This window comes from Rhodococcus sp. O3 (assembly GCF_048897285.1).
In the GTDB taxonomy this organism is placed as follows: Bacteria; Actinomycetota; Actinomycetes; order Mycobacteriales; family Mycobacteriaceae; genus Rhodococcus.
Genome location: NZ_JBMBTE010000035.1, coordinates 26,082 through 47,791, shown reverse-complemented (window position 1 = coordinate 47,791; position 21,710 = coordinate 26,082). Strand labels below are relative to the sequence as shown.

At 64.7% G+C, this 21,710-nt stretch carries 18 protein-coding genes and 2 pseudogenes; 11 read left to right on the top strand and 9 right to left on the bottom strand.

All coding sequences use genetic code 11. The annotated features are described in order from the left end of the window. Positions 1–1,817 precede the first annotated feature (1,817 nt). Positions 1,818–2,441: pseudogene (locus ACN675_RS12635) on the bottom strand (RES family NAD+ phosphorylase). On the opposite strand from ACN675_RS12635, the gene ACN675_RS12630 reads away from it, so the two are divergent. The 3 genes from ACN675_RS12630 (at position 2,344) to ACN675_RS12620 (ending at position 4,207) form a co-directional block, all read left to right on the top strand. Beyond that, complete coding sequence (locus ACN675_RS12630; protein WP_420751165.1) at positions 2,344–2,571, top strand: hypothetical protein; 228 nt, start codon at positions 2,344–2,346, stop codon at positions 2,569–2,571. The pseudogene ACN675_RS12635 and the gene ACN675_RS12630 overlap by 98 nt on opposite strands. A 78-nt stretch (positions 2,572–2,649) precedes the next feature. Continuing rightward, entirely contained in the window at positions 2,650–2,961 is a 312-nt protein-coding gene (locus ACN675_RS12625) for a hypothetical protein (protein WP_420751163.1), read from the top strand. Positions 2,962–3,868: 907 nt separating this feature from the next. After that, a complete protein-coding gene (locus ACN675_RS12620; protein WP_248676698.1) occupies positions 3,869–4,207 on the top strand; it encodes a histone-like nucleoid-structuring protein Lsr2 in 339 nt (112 codons plus the stop codon). Positions 4,208–5,069: 862 nt separating this feature from the next. Here the strand turns inward: ACN675_RS12620 and ACN675_RS12615 are convergent. From ACN675_RS12615 to ACN675_RS12605, 3 genes are all read right to left on the bottom strand, one after another. Beyond that, entirely contained in the window at positions 5,070–6,029 is a 960-nt protein-coding gene (locus tag ACN675_RS12615; RefSeq protein ID WP_420751162.1) for a phosphatidylserine/phosphatidylglycerophosphate/cardiolipin synthase family protein, read from the bottom strand. Between the two features lie 1,079 nt (positions 6,030–7,108). After that, complete coding sequence (locus ACN675_RS12610; protein WP_420751161.1) at positions 7,109–7,288, bottom strand: hypothetical protein; 180 nt, start codon at positions 7,286–7,288, stop codon at positions 7,109–7,111. A 116-nt stretch (positions 7,289–7,404) separates the two neighbouring features. Then, the gene (locus tag ACN675_RS12605; RefSeq protein WP_282582437.1) at positions 7,405–7,539 is read right to left on the bottom strand and encodes a hypothetical protein; all 135 of its coding nucleotides are present in this window, start codon (positions 7,537–7,539) and stop codon (positions 7,405–7,407) included. Between the two features lie 468 nt (positions 7,540–8,007). Here ACN675_RS12605 and ACN675_RS12600 point away from each other — a divergent pair, with 468 nt between their 5' ends. Both ACN675_RS12600 and ACN675_RS12595 read left to right on the top strand, forming a co-directional pair. Further along, complete coding sequence (locus ACN675_RS12600; protein WP_420751160.1) at positions 8,008–8,361, top strand: Zn-ribbon domain-containing OB-fold protein; 354 nt, start codon at positions 8,008–8,010, stop codon at positions 8,359–8,361. A 300-nt stretch (positions 8,362–8,661) separates the two neighbouring features. Beyond that, on the top strand, positions 8,662–8,928 hold the full coding sequence (locus ACN675_RS12595) for a hypothetical protein (RefSeq protein ID WP_420751159.1): 267 nt from the start codon (positions 8,662–8,664) through the stop codon (positions 8,926–8,928). Between the two features lie 855 nt (positions 8,929–9,783). On the opposite strand, the gene ACN675_RS12590 is transcribed toward ACN675_RS12595, so the two are convergent. Together ACN675_RS12590 and ACN675_RS12585 are read right to left on the bottom strand one after the other, a co-directional pair. Further along, positions 9,784–10,422, bottom strand: coding sequence for an RES family NAD+ phosphorylase (locus tag ACN675_RS12590; RefSeq protein ID WP_420751158.1), 639 nt, complete (start codon positions 10,420–10,422; stop codon positions 9,784–9,786). Between the two features lie 6 nt (positions 10,423–10,428). Beyond that, positions 10,429–11,049 (bottom strand): hypothetical protein, encoded by a 621-nt coding sequence (locus ACN675_RS12585; protein WP_420751157.1) that lies wholly within the window; start codon positions 11,047–11,049, stop codon positions 10,429–10,431. 851 nt (positions 11,050–11,900) lie between these two features. On the opposite strand from ACN675_RS12585, the gene ACN675_RS12580 reads away from it, so the two are divergent. The 3 genes from ACN675_RS12580 (at position 11,901) to ACN675_RS12570 (ending at position 13,457) form a co-directional block, all read left to right on the top strand. Beyond that, entirely contained in the window at positions 11,901–12,191 is a 291-nt protein-coding gene (locus ACN675_RS12580) for a type II toxin-antitoxin system Phd/YefM family antitoxin (protein ID WP_420751156.1), read from the top strand. A 29-nt stretch (positions 12,192–12,220) separates the two neighbouring features. Then, on the top strand, positions 12,221–12,469 hold the full coding sequence (locus ACN675_RS12575; RefSeq protein WP_420751155.1) for a type II toxin-antitoxin system RelE family toxin: 249 nt from the start codon (positions 12,221–12,223) through the stop codon (positions 12,467–12,469). 73 nt (positions 12,470–12,542) lie between these two features. Beyond that, on the top strand, positions 12,543–13,457 hold the full coding sequence (locus ACN675_RS12570) for a PDDEXK nuclease domain-containing protein (protein ID WP_420751154.1): 915 nt from the start codon (positions 12,543–12,545) through the stop codon (positions 13,455–13,457). Positions 13,458–13,587: 130 nt separating this feature from the next. Here ACN675_RS12570 and ACN675_RS12565 read toward each other — a convergent pair whose 3' ends face one another. The 3 genes and pseudogenes from ACN675_RS12565 to ACN675_RS12555 form a co-directional block, all read right to left on the bottom strand. Next, positions 13,588–14,832, bottom strand: coding sequence for an acyl-CoA dehydrogenase family protein (locus tag ACN675_RS12565; protein WP_420751153.1), 1,245 nt, complete (start codon positions 14,830–14,832; stop codon positions 13,588–13,590). Between the two features lie 57 nt (positions 14,833–14,889). Next, a pseudogene (locus ACN675_RS12560) lies at positions 14,890–15,988 on the bottom strand (phosphotransferase family protein). Between the two features lie 151 nt (positions 15,989–16,139). Further along, a complete protein-coding gene (locus ACN675_RS12555; protein ID WP_420751152.1) occupies positions 16,140–17,798 on the bottom strand; it encodes an acyl-CoA synthetase in 1,659 nt (552 codons plus the stop codon). Positions 17,799–18,183: 385 nt separating this feature from the next. Between ACN675_RS12555 and ACN675_RS12550 the strand changes: the two genes are divergently transcribed. The 3 genes from ACN675_RS12550 (at position 18,184) to ACN675_RS12540 (ending at position 21,664) form a co-directional block, all read left to right on the top strand. Further along, on the top strand, positions 18,184–18,558 hold the full coding sequence (locus ACN675_RS12550) for a PEP-utilizing enzyme (protein ID WP_248674005.1): 375 nt from the start codon (positions 18,184–18,186) through the stop codon (positions 18,556–18,558). After that, positions 18,555–19,751 (top strand): hypothetical protein, encoded by a 1,197-nt coding sequence (locus ACN675_RS12545; protein ID WP_248674006.1) that lies wholly within the window; start codon positions 18,555–18,557, stop codon positions 19,749–19,751. The genes ACN675_RS12550 and ACN675_RS12545 overlap by 4 nt, the downstream gene beginning before the upstream one ends. Positions 19,752–19,930: 179 nt before the next feature. Next, positions 19,931–21,664: a PEP-utilizing enzyme gene (locus ACN675_RS12540; RefSeq protein WP_420751151.1), complete on the top strand. Its 1,734-nt coding sequence runs from the start codon at positions 19,931–19,933 to the stop codon at positions 21,662–21,664. Positions 21,665–21,710: the final 46 nt, after the last annotated feature.

Here is a 21,710-nt window from a genome sequence, read left to right as displayed (position 1 = left end):
CACCCCTGCCCATCTTCCGGTGGTGCTGCGTGCGGGCCTGCGCGTCGCCGCGCTTGAGATACCTGTAGTGCCTGGTGCCTGTGGCCCACGGCCCGAAGCCGACGAGGATTGCGGGCTCGGCGACTCATGCGGAGCGTCCGATCTGAACGCTCGAGCCAGCCCGAACCACTGAACCGCGTCGCGGACAGCGTCCACGACGAGGCAACTGCAGTGGGCGGCTGTGCGCTGGAGATGTAGAACTACACGGTCTCGGTAACCGGGGAACGGAGATACAGCTCCGGGCCGATCGAGGGGGCGGTCATGGCTGCACCGAAACCGAGCGGCTCCGCAATCTTCCCCCGAGAGGGCCGGCTTCTCGGACGTGCCGCAGGTGACTTCCTGGAATGCTGACAAGATTCACCGGCGCGATCGCGTCAGCTTTCGCCAGGGTCGGGCTACCAGTGTGTGGCAATCATTTTGTGGCCCAGAGTGTCCCGGAACACCAACAGCACCTGCGAATCCCATTCGAGATCCACGGCCGTGGCCCTCTGTATCAGCGGCGCAAGCTGGGTGTTCGACTCACTGGTGACTTGGTGTGCGCCAGTCGATTCGCGGTCGGAATACCTCCGTGCCGACAGCTTCAGCTTCTGAAGTGTGTGTGTCGACCTGGAGACGATCGGGCGTTCCGGTAGTCGGTGTCTCGGTCCGTGGAGGCCAGGGATGCGGTGTCCGGGGAGGCGGAAGCACTCCGGTGCTTCGGCGGGCGAGTTCGGCTGCGGCGTCCGCATGGCGCTCGCGGTGCTCGGTGCGTCGAGGAGTTCCGATTGTCGTGTCTTGCTCGGTACCTCGGAGGCTGTGTTCGGAAGGTCCCGAGCGGTCACGCGCCGAACGGCATGGTTGTGGCCGGATTCGCGACGCCCGAGTCGATCACGTCTGTGAGTGGGTCGAGACCGCGACGATCGACGATGCGACTTGCGTGACCCGGGGGCGAAGCCAGATGGGGAGTGGGACCAGTTGGCGGTCCAGGCCGGCGATGTGCGTTCCGAGGATTGGCTGGTCTGCCGTGGAGAAGTCCGATATCGGGTGTGATGCTGTTGGTCGCTTTGCGGACGGAGGCGCAGGCCGGGGCGGCTAGCGATCCTACTGCGAGTGCGCACGTATGGGGAAGGTCGTGGCTGTCGCCGAACTCGACTGCGACGTCTTGCAGGTATGGGCGTCCGGCGGGTATCCGAGGATGATCAGGGTCGCACTTGCAGGATTCCGCGTTCTGAGACAGTAGTTTTCGGGCTCGGGTGGGTGTCGAGCGTGTTGCCGGCGGAGCCGTGCCCGTTGTCGATGGTGCAGCTATCGACGGGTGAGCGTAGAACTCCGAGCAGTACCGTTCGGGTGTTCGCTCGAGTTGCGACCAGCGCGAACATGTCGACCGATCGTTTGGGTCGGCGTTCGCGTCGGTTCCAGGCGACTGGGATGCACATATTGCATTTTCGGGTTGGTGGGTGTGGCGCCGGCGTGCGCGGGTTGTCGATGGCACACGGCTGCAGACGACCGTCGCGACCGCAAACGCGAGCGTGCGGTCGGTTCTCGGATATTCTTCCGGCGGAATACATTTCGTTCACGTTGGGGCGCGAGAGTCTACTCGGTGGAGCGCGGCTGTGATCTTCTCACGGGGTTGGCTGCTGCGAGCTGATACGGGTCTGGCGGATGCGGCCCGCGTCCGTTACACCGGTGCTCGGCCAAGTCTCGAAGGGGACGCCGCGGGAAACGTGTGTCGGCGCCTCGGGCGTGCCTCGACGGTATCGGGTTATTCTCTGGCGCTGTGCTGCCGGTCGGGTGACGATTCAGCCGAGGCAGTGGGCTGCGGTGTCGATCGCGTCGGCGAGGGCAGGGTGTGCGAGGGGAAGTGAGAAGTCTGGCCGGGCCGGGAAGGCGTCGGCCGCGCGATCGAACAGCGCGATCGAGGTGGATCCGGCGAACCGGCCGCGGTAGATGATGCCGTCCAGATCCGGATGGGCGCGGTGGATGGTGCGTGCCCAGTGCTGGGCCCGGCCATGGGACACCGGGTCGAGGGAATGGCCGCCGCCGACGCGGGTGGCTCATGTTCCGCCGCCGATCCCCGAGATGTCGAGCAGACGCACGGGGCGTGTGAATGTGAGGCCGGTCAGGTACGGATTACCGCGGTGGCGGTCGATGACCTTGGAGGACCGGAACACTTCGGCAACTGCACCACGGGGAGTGGATGCGCCGTACCAGATTCCGTAGTCGGGGTGTGTACCGCGCGGAACCGGGTGGTGATCGAACCGCAGGATCGGCCCGATTGTCCGCAGGCCGCTCCAGCGCAGGACGTGGTTCCCGGTGGTGCGGTGGATGCGCCAGATCCTTTCGGTCGGTGTCCATTCGATGGTTTTGTCGGGGAGCAGTCCTGCCGCGCGGAGTGTGGTGATGGCCGGTGGTGGCGGGATCATCGCCGCCATCTACATCGACTCCCATTCGGCGATGGTGATGACCTCCGGGCCTTTCGATGTCGTCGTGGCTGCCGGCGCTGCCGGTCAGCCATGTCACGATCGACACCGGGTGGCCGTCGACGACGAGTGAGTCCTGTGGCTGGGTGAGCAGTGCCTGCACGGTCAGTGGGTACAGGTCCTGCGCAATCGACGGCATGATCTTGTCGAGGTGGGGGACTTCGCCGGTGTCGGTGAACTGTGCGGGGAGCAGGAGTCGGTGGCGGCCCGAGTCGAACGCCCAGGGTGCGCCGGTGGTGATGCGTTGCCGGACGCGGGCGGGTGTGACACCGAGATGGGCGGCGGCGTCGTCGATCGTTTTCGATTTGTGGACCAGTGTCGCCATGCGGATGTCGCGGTCGAGTCGTGCGGTGGTCGCGGCGGTGCGGTCGCCGGTGAATCCGGCTTCGTCGAGGATGCGGGCGTCGTGTTCGGACAGTCGGGTACGACCGGGTTGCGGGAGGCGCGGCTGTGCAGGATCTGAACGAAGTCGTCGCGGTCGAGGGGGACTCCGGTCACCTCGCAGGGCGTCTTCGAAGGCGAGGTGACCGCTTGCGGTAGCGGTCTTCGGCCGTCGCGGACCCGTTTATGCCGATCGCTGTCCTTTCGTTGACTATCGCGTGTAGACCATTGATAGCGCTGGTGTGGGTGGTTGTCGCCGCCACTCGGGCTCGACGGCCCGGGGTGGGGCGGGGACGTGCGGCAATCAGTTGGGCATCCTCCGTGCAACGCACCTGTCCCAGGCGTGTAGATGTTCCGAGGCGGCAGTGTCCGCTCAGACTGAGGGGACGAGTCCGGGCTGAGTTCAGGAACGCGTTTTGGTATTTCGACTGCGGTTTGAGTGTCGTCGGGATTCTTCTTAGCCTCGGGAAACACGCCATCGGCGCGAAGCTCTTGTTTCAGGTGAGGGGCATTATCACTCGACCGAAAGTATGGAAAGGTGTTGCTCGGATGGTTGGTGGTGACCGTCACAAATCTGTCTTCTGCGTAGGCCTGCGTGGTGGTTAGTTCCAAGCCCAGCGCAGGGTGGAATGGCTGATGTTGCGCGACGTATTGAGAGGGCAGTGCGGGTCGCGTCGAGGGGATCTGCCCCGGCCGTGATCGTCGCTTGCATCGTCGATCAATGCAAGTGGGGGAGTGCCGTTCGGGATGGCGTGGTGATCTTCGATGCGAAGATGAGGGTGGTCGGCACGTCCCGGTGAGGCGTTAAGTGTGGACCCAATTACCGGCTCCTTTGGAGCGGTTCTCTTGCGACTTCGGATCAACTGCACAGGCGGGCTCCTGGATGCGTTCACGTGGGGTACTTTCTTGATTCTAGGATTCGCCCCATACCGTTGGTATGTAGAATGTTTCCAGTCCCTTCCGAAAAGGTTGAAAATGGAGGTTTGCCGGTGGCAAGCAGAACGGTCGTGGAAGTGTTCGACGACATCGATGGAACCCCTTTGGAGGACGAGGGGGAGACGATCAGTTTTGCCCTGGATGGCGTCGAGTACACCATCGACCTGAACAAGAAGAACGCCCGAGACTTCCGCAAGAAGATCGAGCACTACGTGGCGCATGCCACCCGTGTCGGAGGGCGGAAGCGGCGAGGAAGCGCGGCCAGCAAGAGCGTTTCGGGTACGCCGAGCTCTAAGGAGATCCGGGATTGGGCCATCGAGGCCGGTTACGAAGTCCCCGCTCGCGGACGTCTGCCCCAGTCGCTTGTCGACGAGTACGCGGCGGCGCACTGACCTTCCGTTCGCCGGTACCGCAGAGTTCCACAATCCCGCACCCACTGCACTTTTCTTGTGCTCGTGGGTGCGGGGCACCCGGCGAAGATTGTGGTGTCGAAGTCCGATTGTCCTCGATCTGAATCGTAAGGGGTCCGGACGGATCCGACGAGTGCAGGTGCCAGGCGCATCAGTGGGGGATGCTGCAAGAATCCCTGTGGTCCTGCCGATTCCAGTTGTGTGCGAGCCGCGGTCTGCTTCTTGAACTACAGTTCGAAGCCAGAGTGGCGCTGGCTCGAAGTCATGGGCGGTCCGGAATCTGGGTGAACCGAAATCACTCTATGCGCCAGTCGGTTTCTTCCTCGGCAACGTTGTGTTCGAGCGCGGAAGCGTGCTTAGGTAGTTCCTGGATGCACGCATCGATCTTGCCGGCTCTTTCCTCAGTCGCCGCTCATACCAACACCTTCACCACCTCGAAGACGCAACGTCGAGCCTGCAGATTGCGGCCGTGCGTCCATCCAATCTCAGCGGATGCATTCTCGAGCGCCATCGACATCATGGACAAGACGGCGGTCTCGACATCACGAACCCGGCCGTCCCCAGGCCGGGAAGCCACACACAAGCGGGTCAGGAACTCATCCGGGAGGTCGCTGGGCATGGCGGCCCCTGGCCCTCAGGCCAGGTCGGCCGACCGTGGTCGAGCGCCGACTCTCCGATGAAGACGACAAAGGTGGGCACCTGCGTCGCCGAACACGCACCGGCATGTGGGTATGTCAGCGTGATCGTCGCTCGCGAGAAGCGTTGGAGCGCAAGAATTGTGGATATCTCCGGGAATATCTGGTGAAGATGCCGAACATCATGCGTGACAAGGAATATGCACCGTTCAGAGGTTCCACAGTTGCAGCAGGGCGGCTCGGAGTGTGGGGGAGATGATGCGGTGGTCGAGGTGGAGGCGGGGGTTGGGGTGCCCGGCGTCGGCGAGGGCGCGGATGGCGTCCGGTATCGGTAGCGGCTGGAAATCGGTCCGGGTACGCAGCAGGTAGGCGACCGCGTGGCGGGTGTGGGGGATGGAGATCGGGTCGCTGGCGACGACCGCGGGTGGATGCATCCAGGCGGTGTCGGCGGTGACCTGCAGCAGCACATCGCCGCGTTCGAGGCGGTTGCGCCGGCCGGTGTCGGGTGTGTCCAGCCGCAGCCACTGCGTCTGGTATTTCGCGCTCGGCCCGCCAGTGCCACGAGGGTAGGGGTGCGCCGTTTCCCACACCTGTTGTTCGTCGGCGGTGGGGGTGTACTCGGTGATGCGGCGGACGAACATCCGGCGGACCGGCGTGGGGAGGAAGTCGTGGTCGCTGCGGGTGCGGCTGCCGATGCCGGCAAGGGGCACGGCGCGTCCGATCGACCAGATCGCGGTGGCGTTGTCGAGGAACGCCTGGTCGACGTCGGTGGTGTCGTCGAGGGTATCGATGAAGGTGTGTGCGGCCGCGATGGCGGCGGGATCGTCTGTGACGATGGCGGTTTCGTCGGCGATGCTGGAGCTGTGGTAGGCGCTGGAGGGGCCCACGATCGCGTATCGGGGAGTGACGATGAGGCCGGTATGCAGATTCGGTGTCGAGAGCACATGAACACCGGCGTCGACGAAGTGCCGGAGGGCGGTGGGGGAGGTGGCATGCGCGCGGACTGCGGCTCGGGCGGCGTTGACGATCAGCAGGTCCCCGGCACGCAGCGGCAGCAACTCGAGTGCGGTGGCGTCGAGGTAGGCGATCGCGACACGGCGAGGTCCTGGGCCGCGGAGGGCTGCGGTGATGTGCGGCCACGGGTGTGGTGCGTGCAGGGTCGTACCCATGGTCGGCACGGTAGCGGGTGCGAAGCGAAGATTGGTAGCATCACCATCACCGCCGAGGTGCCCTCCGGAGCCAGGTGCACGTTCGTTCCACGGACGAACCCACCGCGCCCTCGGGGCAACCGCCTCGTTCTCGGGGTGTCGGTGAGGGCATGCGGTCCCGTGGCTCGTGAGACCCCGGTCGGAGCCACAGCGAGGAGGGTTGTGTCGTGTTCAGGATCTATCCCACTGGTCGATGCTGGGTGCGCGTTTCCTGTTGGCGGCGCGGCAGTTCGGCGCGGTAGTTCGGAGCACCTCGTAGTTGGTGCGTAAGTACATATCGGGCAAGACCAACGGGCTGCGCAAGGATACGAGGTCCGAACTCAAAGCCGCCAAGTCGACCGACGTCACCTGCCCGGCCGGGGCCTCGCACCGGACGGGACACCGACGGTCGCGACGATCCGCGTCACCGGCCAGGTGCACGTCCGCAACGGCGGCGAGGTTGAATGCGAATACCGCACCTGCACAGTGGATTTTGGGACTATTGATGTCCCGTTCAGGGCCGAGGGGTCGCGAAGAGCTCGCCGCAGCCCTGGCCGACGGCAATCAAGCGCGCGTGGTGGCGAATCTCGAGCGCCACGCCACCCTCGACCACCGGAGAACAATGGATTCGACATCTACGGCGACCAGTTCGGCTTCCCCTTCGCCACCATCGACAAGCTCGACGTCACACGGCACTGAACAATGGATGAGGCTTGCCCTGTACCCGGCCGCCCGGATCGCCGAGCTTCGCGGGTCCACCGGACCGCGGCGACCGGAAAGATGGCGTCCGCGTGGTCACCTATCCCATACATCGCCGGTGACGGCGGCGACGTTGACAGCGATTGTGGGCTGACCGGCACCGCACTTCTGATGGAGAACGGCATGAACTGTCGCGCTCGACGCGCCTTGTCGTGTGCTTCATTCATCGGGTAGGGGGGTCTTCGGAACAAAGCATCTAGCGAAAGGGAGGGGTCGCTCGGCGACTCGCGGCAGCGTGGGTGTGAGGCGTGGTTTACCGCGGTAAACCAGTATGCCGGCGATCCCGGCGGATAACTTGGTCGTCAATGGGCATCGGAGCGCCTATCTCCCGGGATGGCCACCGATCTCGCCTCGGGGTGCTGGGCCGGTGTCCTGGCCACCTCGGTTGTCTTGCCGTGGACGCGGATGATCTCGATGAACGCGCCACCGAGGGTGGAGCTGACCGGGTAGCCAGTCGTCCACATCAGGCCCGCCGACGACATGTGTCGGCGGTGCAGGTGATGGTGCGCCGGTGATGCGACGACGGGAGTGTCGATGTGTCGGGCCGGCAGGGGTTCGTTCGGGGGTGGCGCGAGTCCTCGTTGCCGGCCGGGCGGTGTCAGTGGCGGATGGGGTTGCCGGCCTCGTCCCAGTCGGGCAGGTCCGGTATCCGGATGGCCAGGACGGTGTCGGCGAGGATCAGGACGACGGCGATTGTGCGAGCAACCGGCCGGAGGACGAACGAGGTGATCATCGGAGGGGTTTCTTTCTGGGGTCGCGGTGGGGCGTCGCCGGTGTGTCGGGCATGTGTGCCTCACAGTGAGTGGAGCGATTCGGGTTCTTCGAGGATCATGTGCACGCGGGAGTTCGGGAACGGCCGACCGGCGGGGTGGGGTACCCGTTTCGGACCCTGGTCCGTACCGGCCGGTTTCCTTGCTCCGGGAAAGTAGGTATGCCCTCGGGCATTACGGCCGTCGCTGCGCCGCGGCGGAGGCGGCATCGTGTGATGTGCCGCACCGGCTCTACGGAGGTTCACACGATGTACTACCCACACCGATCGCCGGTGCCCCGAGCCGACGGGCCTCACCCGGCGATGCACCCTTCGAACTCGAATCCGGAATGCCTCGAATCCGGAATGCTTCGACAACGCGATGCGCACCGTCCTGGGCGGGTTCGGTGTCGAGGTCGCACCGCGACCGCCGCTGTCTCCGGCCGCGGGCGCATGACCACGCGACTGGGGAGACTCGTCATCTGGAAATGCCGGGACTGCGCGGTACTGCTCCCGCCCCTGACCGTCTCCTGCCACTCGTGCGGCAACGGCGAGCTCGAGCCTGTCGACTCGGCCGGTGCGGGAGTGATCGTGTCGTGCCGGACCGCCGATCGCTCACCCGACCCGGTGTGCGGTGCGCCGTGCCCGTCGGTCATCGCCATCGTCGAACTCGACGAGGGCCCGTGGGTCTATTCGTGGATCGACGGTGAGGTTCCGGTGCCGTCCGATCGGCCGGTGAGGGTGCATTTCCGGTGCACACAACCAGGGGAGAGATTCCCGGTCTTCGAACCACGCGACTCCCGGTGACTTCCGGCTTCTGCTGATCCTGGGCGCATGCCGGAACTCGATCGAGCCACCGGCGGAGAACGGCGCACGCGTCGTTCCTGACCGAGAACTGTGCTGGCCCCGGAAGGCTCCCACGGCGTGTGTCGGACCAGCGGTGGTCGTGGCGAGGGGGGTCCTGGTGCCGGGCGCATGGGCCAGGCGCGAGGCGTGGACCCTGGTGGGTGTCGGTGGGGCGTGGTCGTGCCGGTGTCGGAGGCGCGGGTGGCCGGGGACCGGTGAACGGTCTTTGTGGTGGGTGTCGTGTGGTGTGGAAGGAAGGCAATGCCCGAAGCAGGTATCGGCGCGATGGTTGGTCTGTTGTGGGGGCTCTTGCTGGTGGTTCCCGTTTCGTTCGGTGTGGCGGCCCGAGCGGACGCGAAGGCCCGCCGCATGTCCGAGTCCCGGGCGTCCGATCAGGACCGGAGGGGATCGGTCGCGGCTGGCCACTGCGATCGGTGGCGGAACCCCGCAACCCGGGCGTGGTTGATCTGTGGCGGCGCATCGCTGGTCACGGGAGGAGTCGTCGGTGTCCTGATCTTTGTCGGTTGACGGTGGCCTGTACCGGGCACGCGCTCGATCGTGTGAGGCTGTCGGTGCGACGGGACGAGATGTCGACGTCGACCCCGCCTCCGGATTGTCCTCAGCATTTGAAAACTATTCGACAGCAGTGGAATACGTGATCTCGAGATCGCGCGGGATGTGGCGACCCGGCTGGGCCTCGCCGGGAAGTGCAACAGGACGCCGCGGTGCAAGTTCCGATTCCGCTTGTCGCTCACCGAACGGCAATCTCGTTGGTGCGGAGCAGCTGTGCACCGGTGTACGGGGTGCTTGACTTCGCAGCCATCTCCTTGGAACGAGCATCTGGAGTTGGCTCAGGTTTCGACAGTGATTGCGCGTGCACACCTCTGACCTGCCTGGTGGGTCCCGGTCAGGGTGCCTTCACGCCCTGACGGAATGAGCCACCTCGGGAGGGGCCCTGGCTCGGCCATCCTGATGACCCTTCTTGCTCGGCAATCGAGGGAGCGTCCGCTGGTCCGTTTGGTGTGCGGCGCCCCAGGTCTGTGTGGTCATTCGTCGTCGTAGATCTCGATGTGGGGAGTGACGGCGCTGTTCGTAGTGCGGTGATAGGTGATGGCGGTGACGCCGAGATTGTGCGCGGAGGGGTCGTAGGCGAACTGGGCGGCGTCGACCGGGGCTCGTCGAAAGTGCGACAGATCCGCTTCTCGAACTCGCTTGTAGCATACTGGGTTTGAGGTGGCGGACGGCGTTTCCGACTCGGTCGGTTGGGTGGCCGTCGCACGCTTCTCTTGATCGGAGGTCCGGGGCCCTGTCGATCGACCGTGTGCGTGCACCGGTCCGCCGGTCGGGGATGGATATGCGCCGCAATGTCGTTTCGGTGGAGCTTCACGGGGCGAGGGCGGCATTGTGGGCGGTGAGCAGCGTCCCGAGCAGGTAGTGCCCGTCCGCGGAGTCGAGCGCGATCACGCCGCCGACCGCGGCGACGGCGGGGTGGCGGGGTGTGCCGGGGGCGCCGGTGAGCATCCAGGCCAGGGTGTTCTCGTCGTGCCGGGGCCGGTACTGCACGCCGTCGATGCCTGGATTCGCGGCGAGGATCGCCGCCGCCCAGCGCCGGGTGTGCAGGTACCCGGAGGGATCGCACTTGGTCAACCAGACTCCGGCGTTGATCCGCGTGGCGCCGGTGCCGGTCAGGTCCACCACGCGCACCGTTCGGGTGGTGTGTAGCTCGCTGAGGACGCGTCCGGCGATCTGGGCGCGGGGGATCAGCCGGGGAGACTGGTCGACCGGCAGGTTGCGGCACAGTGTTTCGGCGACCGCGGCGACCGGGCTGTCGCCGAGATACAGGTACGAGTACGTGCCGTCGAGGCTGTCGAACCGGCCGCCCGCCCGTACCCGTGGCCGGGGGGTCGGGTTCAGATCGGCGGCGCCGCGGGTGGCGCCGTGGATCCGCCATACCGAGGTCCCGGCAGCGATGGTGGTGATCAGGGCAGGTGGCAGCACACGCGGTGGATCCGGGTAGTCCACGCCGCGTCAGCCTTCGAGCAGATCGTCGGCCATGTCCCGCAGTTCCTGCTCGTACCCGCCGGCGACAGCGAGTTCGGCCGGGGAGCGGGGGTCGTCGGCGAATGCGGTGGGACTCAGCCACCACGATGCCGTGCCCCATGGGTCGGATTTCGCGCCCAGGGCAGTGTTGATCTCGGCGACGATCGGGCGGACCCGGCGTCGTTCGGCGTCGAACTGGAAGGCGGGGTAAAGCTTCTGCCCGCCGGCGGGCAGGGCGATCACCGTGCCGGTGGCGGCCAGGCGGCTTGCGGTGTTGCGGCTGGTCGTCGCCTTGCCCAGGACGCGACTGACGGCGGTGGAGTCGAGCATCTCGTGCTCGTCGATGAGGGTGCCCAACACCGAGGTGACGATGCGGGTGCGGGCGACGGCGGCCGCGGCGGGGTTGGTGACCGCACGTTCCTGGGCGAGCGCCAGCGCCGGGCTCATCGCCAGGAGTGCCGTCACGTCGTCGCGGACCGGACGCAGATGCGGCCGGCGGGAGAATTCGTCGGCGAGGAGTCCCACGAGATCGTCGTCGGACAGGGCATGGATCGTCTCGCGGGCACGGTCACGATCGGCGAGCATGGCCACCACCTCCAGATGTGCCACAAGTGTACCTTGTACCATCTGTCACACGGAAGTGCTGTCGGGGTGACAGGTACGTGGTCGTCGAGTGCCATCCGGCCCATGCCGGGGCCGCATCGAGGAGGCACCGGATCGAGAGCGGACGCCCTGCGCGAGTAGGTCAGGAGCTCGTCCAGTGGTCACCGACTACGACGGCGCCTGACTCTCAGGTCGGTCAGTCGGGCATAGCCGACCCCTGCCGACTTGCGGGTGAAGACGGCAGTGCGGCCTCCTGTGTCGCCGAATACGACCAGGGCGCGCGGAGTACGTCGGTATGACCAGATCGCGCCGGAGTTGCTGGCGCACAAGTGTTGTGGATTTCGTCGGATATCTTGCGGAAGGCATCGAACACCCCACCGTGAGGTGGAAACGCGCGCTGTTCAGAGGTTCCACAGTTGCAGCAGGCAGCGCGGAGGGTGGGGAGATGATGTGGTCGAGGTGGAGTCAGGGGTTGCGGTGTCCGGCGGCGAGCGCGCGGGCGACGTCCGGGACCGGCAGCTTCAAGGTCGCTGCGGCTGCGCAGCAGGTAGGCGACCGCGTGGTGGGTGTGCGGGATCGGGACGGGGCCGACGATTGTGTGTAGGGGTGACGATAGGAGCGTTCGCGGGGTCGGTCAGCGGCAAGGTCGCGGATTCCGGGGGTGGTGCAGGCGCCGGTGTCGAACGAGAACGCAAACACGGTGGTCGGGTCCACTGTCTACGACGCCTGCTCGCCGAGACCGCCGACCTCGGCGATCCACCTGGCGATCACGGTTTCGCGTTGTCGAATCTCCGCGAAGGCGGAGCTGCCGTGGTGACCGGAGGTGGGCACCACCCGCTCCGTTCTAAGCCAGAATTATGTGCATGACGACTCTTCCTGTTGCTGACGCCCGGGCGCAGCTGTCGAGGCTGGTGGATGAGGCCGAACGCACGCATGAGCGGTTCGAGATCACCTGCAACGGGCATCGCGCTGCGGTCCTGCTGGGCGCCGACGACTACGACGCATTGCGGGAGACGATCGCGGTGCTGTCGGATACGGATTTGACGGCGGCCCATCTCGCCGGACGGGCCGAGGTCGAGGGCGGGGATGTCGTCGAGGCCCAGGAACTGGACCGGCTGATGCGCGATCCTCGGTCGGCGGGGGAGTGAATGAGCCGGGTGATCGGTATCGGTTGGTGATGGCGCGGTCCGCTGCGCGGACGCTGACGACGTCGTTGCCGGAGAAGGTCGCTACTGCGGTGTACGAGTTCGTCACGGGTCCGCTTCTGGAGAATCCGAGAAGGGATGGAAAACCTCTGGAGCCGCCGCTTGCGCCGGCGTACAGTGCCCGCCGGGGTACATGCAGGGTGCTGTACCTGATCAACGACATGAACGGCACGGGCGAGGTCACCGCGATTTCCCACCGCGCCGACGCCTATCGCACGTGAACCTGCTTGAGGCTGCGACTGTCTCGGTCCGAGGCTGGCTGGTCGAGCTGATTGGCCGACAGGCAACGTTCCGGTGCTCTTCTGCAGGGGATCTGCGCACCGAATTCCCCGGTGCGAAGGGATTCTCGCCGGCCAACCTCAAGTACATGCGCAGGTTCGCCGAGGCGTGGCCCGACGTCGACGCAATTGGTCAACGACCCGTTGGCCAATCGCCCTGGGGCATGTCATCGAGTTGCTCGAGAAGCTCGATGACCCCGAGTTGCGCGACTGGTACAGCGCCAAGGATGTCGCACATGGTTGGAGCCGCCCCGTGCTGGCGCACCAGATCAAGACCGGTCTGCATCTGCGGGAGGGGGCGGCCCCGTCGAACTTTCCGCAGGCGCTCGAGCGCACCAATTCCGAGCTTGCCCAGCGGATCACCAAGGATCCCTTTGCGCTGGAGTTCCTGGCCATCGACGGAGACACCGCCGAGCGGCAGTTGGAGGATCGGCTCGTCGAGCGCATCATCGACACTCTGCGCGAGCTCGGTCCCGGGTTCGCGTTCGTGGGTCGTCAGGTCCACTTCGATGTCGAGGGCGACGACTTCTTCCTCGGTTTGCTGTTCTTCCACGTCGAACAGCTCCGTTATGTGGTCATCGAACTCAAGACCACGAGGTTCGACCCGCGTGACGCCGGCCAACTCGGGTTCTATGTCGTCCTCGTCGAGGACCGGTTGCGGCGCCCGCAGCATCAGCCGACCGTGGGGGTGCTGCTGGTCGCGGACAAGAACGAGTCCGTCGTCCGGTACGCCTTGGCCGGTACTACCCAGCCGATCGCGGTCTCGCGTTACGAACTCTCGCCTGCCGAGCAGGCCGCGCTCCCAGTTGAGGACGCTCTCACGCGGGCGGTTGCTCTCGTGCTTGACGACAACATGCCGGATACGGGACAGTTCCGCGGCTCGCCCGACGAAACTTGTGAGTTGAACAGGGAGTTGCCGTTCCGGCGCTGAGCGACGAGTCACGTCCTGTTTCTCCGACGATCGTCCTGTGCAGCACGTCCACTATGTCGATGAGGGTATGAGATCGATCCGATACCGCGAATTGGTCGTCGGGCGAACCGATTTGACGCGAGCTACCCGGTTACTTGCGGAGCTCGGTCTTGGCGATCGTGCGGACGTGCACTTCGTCGGGGCCGTCGAAGATCCGCATCGCCCGGTGCCAGCCGTACATCGCGGCAAGTGGCACATCGTCGCTGACCCCTGCGCCACCGTGCACCTGGATGGCGCGATCGATGACCTCGAGGGCCACGCGAGGGACCGCCACCTTCGCTGCGGACACATAGGGTGCTGCCGCCTTGTTGCCGTGCTCGTCGATCGTCTTGGCGGCGAGCTGGCACAGCAGACGCGCCTGGTCGAGAGCGATACGGGATTCGGCGATCTGCTGTTGCACCACCCCTTGTTCGGCGAGCGGTTTGCCGAAGGCGACACGCGCTCGGGCGCGGGTCGTCATCAAGGCCAGGGCGCGTTCGGAGGCGCCGAGTGCGCGCATGCAGTGATGGATGCGTCCCGGTCCCAGACGGGCTTGCGCGACCGCGAAACCGGCGCCTTCCTCGCCGAGGACGTTCTCGGCGGGCACGCGGACGTCGTCGTAGACGACTTCGCAGTGACCGTGCTGGTCGTGGCGGCCGAAGACCGGGACATCGCGGACGACGGTGACGCCGGGGGCGTCGACAGGGACGAGGACCATGGACTGCTGGCGGTGCGGTGGGGCGGTCGGATCGGTCTTGCCCATGACGATCAGGACCTTGCACCGCGGGTCTGCGGCACCGCTGGTCCACCATTTGCGTCCGTTGATGACGTAGTGGTCTCCGTCGCGCTCGATACGGGTCTCGATGTTGGTGGCATCGGAACTCGCGACGTTCACCTCGGTCATCGAGAACGCCGACCGGATCTCCCCCTCCAGTAGGGGTTCGAGCCACCGCTTCTTCTGTTCATCGGTGCCGAAGAGGTGGAGCAGTTCCATGTTCCCGGTGTCGGGTGCCTGGCCGTTGGTCGCTTCGGGCGCCAGATGCAGGCTCCATCCCGTCACTTCGGCGAGCGAGGCGTAGTCGAGCTGACCGAGGCCGGACTCGGCGGGAAGAAAGAGATTCCACAGTCCGCGCGAGCGGGCCTGCTTCTTGAGTTCCTCGACGACGGGCGGCACGGTGTGGTCGTCGGGTCCGGCCTGCCGGCGATACTCCTCGTACGCGTGCTCGGCGGGGAAGACGTGGTTGTGCATGAAGTCGACGAGCTTGTCGCGGAGTTCGAGAGCCTTGTCGGAGGGGCGAAGGTCGAGGGAAGCAGGGTCGACCGGTGTGGGTCCGAGGGCACTGAGGTGAGAGGTCATGGGTTTCCTTCGTGATGGAGTGCCCGATGGGCGCGGTGGATCGTGTGGCCGAATGGATCAGCCGGACAGGCCCGGAACCGACGAGCGGGATGCTCGCTCGAGAGCGCGTTCGAGCAATGGGCCGACCATCTCGCCGACGTCGTCGAAACCGTCGCCCTCGGTGTGTCCTTGTAGGTGTCGGGCGTGGATGCCTTCGAGGATGATTGCGATCTTGAAGTCGGCGAACACGAGGTACCAGTCGATGTCGGAGACGTCGATTCCCCGGGCCTGGGCATAGGCGTATACGAGTTCGTCGCGCGTGGGGAAGCCTGGAAGGGCAGTGGCACCTGCGGTGATGGGGTTGTGGAATTCGCCTTCCTGGTCCCAGAACGAGCACAGGATACCGAGGTCGGTGAGTGTGTCGCCGAGCGTCGACATCTCCCAGTCCAGGACACCCACGATGTGAGTGGGGTCGGCGGTGTCGACCATGAGGTTGTCGATCTTGAAGTCGCCGTGCACTATTCCGGGATACCGGCTTTTCGGCATCGACGCGCGAAGGCGGGAGTGAAGTTCGGCGACCTCTATGCGGGGGGGCGGTCATCGAGGACTGCCATTGTTCTCGCCATCGGCCGAGTTGTCGTTCGAGATAGCCGTCGGGGCGTCCCCAGGTGCCGAGTCCGACCTCACCAGGGTCGATCTGGTGAAGGGCTACGAGGGTGCTGATCATGGAGTCGGCCAGTGCTGCTCGTTGGCTGGGGTCGAGGCGTTGCGTGTCGTCGGCTGTGCGCAGCGTGACGCCCTCGAGTTTCTCCATGACGTAGAAGGGGGCGCCGATGACGGTGGTGTCCTCACAGAGTCCGATGGTGCGGGGAACCGGGACGGTGCTGTCGCGCAGGGCGGTCAGGGCTCGGTATTCGCGGCGCATGTCGTGGGCGGTGGCCAGTACGTGCCCGAGCGGGGGGCGGCGGAGAATCCATTGTCGGTCGCCGTCGGTGACCTCGTAGGTTGGATTGGAGCGTCCGCCCGCGATCAAGTGTGTGGTGAGTTGTTCTCCGACTCTTCTGGATTCGACCTCGGCGAGCCATGCACGTACGCGGGCGCCGTCGAGTGTGGATGAGGTGTCGATCGTCGGGTGAACGCTCTGCGCCGCCGTGTTCGGTTTGGTGGGCACACTCATGGGTTCGGCCTCTCGGCAGTGGGTGTCGGGATGCGGAGTTGGTGGTCTGGATGCGTGGTCCATCGACGGAGTGGTGGTGTGGGGCTCACACCGCTCCGGATGCAGGTTGAGGTGGCACCAGCGGCCTTGTGGGGCCTACTCAGGGTGGGGATTACGGTCTCGATGGATCGGCCCCTACCGAGTCCGGTACTGAATCCATGCCGGCAACGGTCAGGTCCGAGGGACGGTGCGGCCCTCCGGCGAATTGCTCACGAAGTCGCCGTTTGAGGATCTTGCCACTGGGATTCTTCGGAAGGCTGTCGACGATCATGACCTGCTTCGGGACCTTGTAGCCGGCCAGGTGGTTCCGGCAGTGCTCGATGACAGCGGCCGCGTCGATCTCCGGGTCTGTGACTACTACCGCTGCTGCGACCGCTTCGATCCAGCGAGGGTGGGGCACGGCGAAGACTGCCGCTTCCTCGACGCCGTCGAGGGTGTAGACGATCTCTTCGACTTCTCGGGTGGCGACGTTCTCACCCCCTGTCTTGATCATGTCCTTCTTGCGGTCCACGACCCAGAGATAACCCTCGTCGTCGAGGTAGCCGAGGTCACCGGAATGGAACCATCCTCCGGAAAATGCCTCTGCTGTCTTCTCCGGGAAGCTGAGGTAACCGACTGTGGCGTGCGGACTGCGGTGCACGATCTCGCCGACTTCTCCTGCGGGCAATGGGTGGTTCTGGTCGTCGACGATGCGGGTTTCCACGTTCAACGCCGGACGTCCGGCAGAGCCGGCCTTGCGTATCTGGTCTTCCGGACCCAGAGCCGTTGCCAGGGATGACATCTCGGTTTGGCCGTAGAAGTTCCACAGTCGGATTCCGGGAAGTCGACGATTCATCTCGTGCAGGATCTCGACGGGGAGGGCGGAGGCGCCGTAGTAACCCTTGCGCAGGGACCGAAGATCGGTGGTGTCGAAGCTCGGCGAGTGCAGCAAGGCGATCCATATGGTCGGAGGGCAGAACAGATTGGTGATCTGTTCTGCTTCGATGGTGCGCAACAACACTTCCGGGTCCGGTCTGTCGAGGATGATGCTGGTGGCTCCGAGGTAGATGTCGGTGCTGAGGAAGTTGTCCAGCTGGGCGCAATGATAGAGCGGAAGCGCATGAACTTCCTTGTCCTCGCTGCTCATTCCGCCGGTGACAATGCAGCTGATGTACTGCCACATCAGTGATCGGCTCGTGAGCATGGCCCCTTTCGGGCGGGACTCCGTGCCCGAGGTGTACATGATCCGGATGACGTCGTCGTCGCCGACCGGGACTTCCGGTGCTGTGCGGTCGCGGAATTGTGTCCATTGCGATATCGGTGTCCACCCGTCCGGCAGTGGTGAACCGGACAGTTCGATACCTACTCTGATTCGGACACTTCCCGCGGATTCCGCGATTGCCTGGTCGGCGATGGGGACGAGGGCATCTTCGGCCACGAAGGCATCGGCTCGGCAGTCGTCGAGGATGTAGGCGATCTCCGGTCCGGTGAGCATGAAGTTGATCGGGACGAAGACGACCCCGAGTCGCGCCGTTGCGAAGTTCAGGACCGGGAGCTGCCAGCAGTTGTGTGACAGCGCGGCCAGGCGGTCGCCGCGGCGCAATCCGGCCGCGTGGAGCGCGGCTGCGACGCGGTCGACCATGGCGTCGAACTGCGCGAACGTCAACCGCACCTCACGGTGCACGATCGCGAGTTTGTCCGGGAAGCGTGCCGCGGATCGGCGTGGAAGGTCGCCGATGGATTGCCCGCGTGCCTGGGACACGAGGGTGGAGCAGGCGCTGTCGAACTGCATGTGTGGACCTCTCTGCTCGGGTGCGAGTCGGTGTCGGTCGTGGCCCCGTCTCGCGGCGCGACTCGTAGGTGAACTGTGCCCGCGCAGTTCGGTGAGCCGATACCGTCCAACTACGTGATCACTACGGATCGGGTCCAGGCCTCGATGGCGGCGTGAAAGGTCCAGCTCGCACGCTCTTCATCCGAAACCGTCACTGCGACTACGCATTCTGTCCCCGGATACCGACACATCCTGACCCCACCACTTGCCCTGCAGTGTGATGCGAGCGACAGTGTCCCCCTAAGTGGACTGGATCACAGTCGGGTCCCGTTCATATGGTTCCCGTCATCGCCTGCATCTGCGTACCCGATTCACCCACGCCCTCCGAGGGCGGAACGGAGCAGCAATGAACGAAAATCTCGCCAACGTCGGAACCGGCACCAATCTCTTCTCCACAGGAAAGGTCAGAGGAGTGGCCCGGTGGTTCAACGACACGTCCGACGTCCTGTCGATCGACGATGACGACCTCGAGAATACGATCGCGTTCGTCAACAAGGGAGGCATGACCTTCCTTTCGCCGATCCTCCCGGACCTGCGGGGCATCGTCTGTACCGCGGGCAGCCGGGAATCCCACCTCGCGATCTTGTGTCGCGAATCCGACGTGCCATGCGTGCTGGCGGCAGACCTCGTCGAGTCCGTCTCCGACGGCGACATCGTCGTCCTCGATCTATCCGACTCCGAGACGGCATATATCGCTACGACCGCGGAGGTATCGGCATGACTGCGCAGCTGACCTCTCCCGCGAACCTCGACCTCCTCTACACGGACCCCACCTACGAGCCGACACTCGACGAGTGGAACTGGCTGGTACACAAGGCCGGTACCGCATACAAGTCCGAACTGGCCGCGCGCACGGTATTCGAATCCGAACTGTTCGGAATGAACACCTACATCATCATGTCGATGATGGAGGACTATCTGCGCGTACCCGAACGCATCCGCACGATCCGGCAGCACGCTACGCCGACCGAACTGGTCCGCAAGGCCCTGCCCATCGGCACCAAGCGAAGCTTCATCAACCTGACAGCTACTCCGCTGCACTATCTGACCGGCCGCGAACTCTTCGTGGACCTCGGCGAGAACACGCTCGCCGACGGCCTCGAGGACCAGCTGGAAGTCCTGAGATTCTGGCGCGAGGCGACTATCGCGATGCGTACGGACGGTGTGCTGTTCAACATGGATGCCGATCCTGCAAACAGCTCTCACGTCGTCGACGACGAACTGCTGTCCGAGATTCGCGCGGCTCTGGTCCCTGCCGACGATGCGACCAAGACAGCGATCCGCAAGTTCGGAGCACGCCTGACCGCATACGCATTCCTCGAGAACTGCGACGCACGGATGGCTGTATGTGACACAGGACCGTACGTCCTCGAGGACGGATCGTTTCTCGCTCTCCGCGAAACCTGCGCTGACGGTGACGGCGACTTCCCCTGGCTCGACGGAATCAGGGAATCGCTGCCCTACCACCATTTCGTCATTGCCTACCGCCTTCCGAGCACCGTGCAGATGGACAACAATGTCTGGGGCACAGCCTGGTTCACGCCGAGCGACTATCAGGGAGACATCCTCGAAACCCGTGTGTTCACTACGGACGACGGCACCCTCAGACCACTCGATCTGGACGACATCGAGATGGCGACCAAGGCGATCCGCAAGGCACACCGAACTCTGTACGAACGACTGGCAAATACCGATCCGCAACAGCGCAACCTGTACGCGACACAGATGTACGCATGGAAGCTCAAGGCATGGGCCCGTCTTGCCGACTGCTACGACGATATCGACTGGAACGTGACACCCCGCATCGCCGACTCCTTCCAGAAGTTCAGTGACCCGGAGGTGGCACTGAATCTGATCGGCGGCGTCTTCGTGCCCGGCGACCGTGACGGGTGCTTCCGCCCGCTGGGAGGTTGACAACCGACTTTCGCGTCGTGCTTCCGACAGCTGCCGTCCCGGCTCATGTAAGAGCCGACCAACAGCTGAGCACCCGCCGTCACAGGCCTCCCGACATCGTCGGTGGGAATCGTTGCCGAGCACATCCGCGCCGGCCGGCCGGAGAACTGCTGATCTGCCCTACTGAAGAAGGACCCCGCATGCCTACTGCCGCGACACCAGCGCGATACAAAGGAGTGAGCTCGTACAACTTCGGATCTGCGCACGGCACGATCCGCGCTTTCCATACACCGCAGGACGTCATCGACGTCTTCGGTGACGACCTCGGTGGTGTCATCGCGCTGGTGGAGTCCGGCGGCACTACCTTCCTCTCGCCCATCCTCGGTCGATTGGGTGGAATTATCTGCACGTCCGGCACTTCCCGGTCGCATCTGGCCATCGTGTCGCGCGAATACGAAGTGCCGTGCCTCCTGGCCGTCGACCTCACCGACTGGATGCCCGCCGACGGTGATCCGGTGCGTATGGAATCGTCATCCGACAACGAAGGCTGGCTGATGCCGGCCACAGACACCGACGTGTCAGGGGCCAGCACCGCGGACATCCTTCCCACCGCGGCCCCCACATCCGGAGTCACCGACCACACAGGACCGACCCGCCGGTACACATCCGAAACGACCGGCTGTCCTGTAACCGACTGGTGGAACTACGTCGCCACCGTCGGAGACGAAATCGGGCGCAAACCCTTTCCGGCATCCGTCACGGTCGACACCGTGAGCCAGCTGTGTCGAGAGAAGATGACCGACAGCCAATTGGAACAACTCATCCTGCACATGGGTCGGTCTTTCAAGCCCGAGATGACACGACGGTCCGGCTTCACTTCCGAGATCTTTCCGATGATGCCGTACATGTCCATGTCGGTGATCGAAGACTTCTACAGCTATCCCGAACGGATCCGCGTGATCGATGCCGCGATGCCGGCCGAAGAAATCGGTGCGCGCTTGCGTATGCAGTCGGGACAGATCAGTCCCCTGTGGATCTGGATGGTCGGGTATCACTACCTTTGCGGACGCGAGCTTCTCATCGGTCTCGGAAAACTCGGTCCGAACGATGCCCTCGATGACGTGCGGACCGTCGTCGACTTCTGGAGACGACTCACGCTCTCCCATCGAGGAGACGGAACGCTCGACTACAAGGACGCCGGCTTCACCAACAAGTACCTGCCGCAGCAGGAAGTGGACTGCCTGCGCCGGACACTGCACCCCTTGGACGCCGCGACGAGCAAAGAGCTGAAGCAGCTCAACGCTGCGCTGTCCGGATACTGCTTCATGTACTTCACCGACTCGAGGGTCGGTATCTGCGACAACGGACCCTACCCGGACGAGACCCGGGGCACTGCGGTCCTGGTACGGGACTTCCTGAGCCTGGACAGTGGCCCCTTCGCCTACCCATGGGCTAAGACCTGCAATCCCGGAGTCAGCGGCGTGACGTTGACGCTCGAATACTCGCCAGCGGCGTTCCACGACTTCGAGATCAACGATTGGGGTACCACCTTCACCGAACCCGACCACTTCCTGTCCGCGGTCGTCAGTGCTTCGGTCGTAGCTCGATATGCCGAGGGAACCACCACCGTACTCCCGCCGGAACAGTGGTCGGAGCTCGCGAAACGTCTGGGCTCCGAACACCTCGGGTTGTATCGGACCTTCAGCGACATGGATCGGGAAAGCCGCATCCTCGCAGCCACGCGAATGTACAGCTGGGGACTACGGCCGTTCGCGCGTCTTGCCGGTGTCGAAGACGCCATCGACTGGTCGTTCTCGAACCGTACGATGGCTCTCTTTCCCGAACCGCTCGCAGATGACGATCAGGCAGCCGCGATCTTCGGCGGAGCACTCGTTGCCCACGATCGCCCCAGCGCCTTCACAGGTTTCAACTAGACCACCGCAGCGGAACTACCGCACAACGCATCACGAGAAGTGGCCG